This window comes from Nocardioides sp. Soil796, assembly GCF_001429525.1.
In the GTDB taxonomy this organism is placed as follows: Bacteria; Actinomycetota; Actinomycetes; order Propionibacteriales; family Nocardioidaceae; genus Nocardioides.
In genome coordinates this window covers 335,075-335,332 of record NZ_LMSQ01000018.1, presented here as the reverse complement: position 1 = coordinate 335,332, position 258 = coordinate 335,075, and the positions used below count along the sequence as shown (strand labels likewise).

The following is a 258-nucleotide window of genomic DNA, read 5'->3' as shown; positions in this document are numbered from 1 at the left end:
GAGGACTTGTTCGCGCATGGCTTCGGGTGGGTCGTGCTGGTCGACCGCCCAGTCGTGATTCAGGTCGATGACTGGGGTGAAGGTGGCGTCGGGGCCGAGGTCGCGGATCCAGTCGAGGATCTTCTCGGTGGTGACGGCGCCGAACAGGTTCGTCTCCGCCATCCCCGGTGCCGGCTCGTGGCCGCTGATGCCGTCGCGGTCGGGTCCAGCTGTCGCATCGGCGGTCGGATCGGCATTTGCAGTCGCGGCGGTGCCGGC

The 258-nt window shown here is 68.6% G+C and carries 1 protein-coding gene; it reads right to left on the bottom strand.

The annotated features are described in order from the left end of the window. On the bottom strand, positions 1-258 hold a 258-nt coding region (locus ASH02_RS26395; protein ID WP_162262588.1), incomplete at both ends, for a hypothetical protein.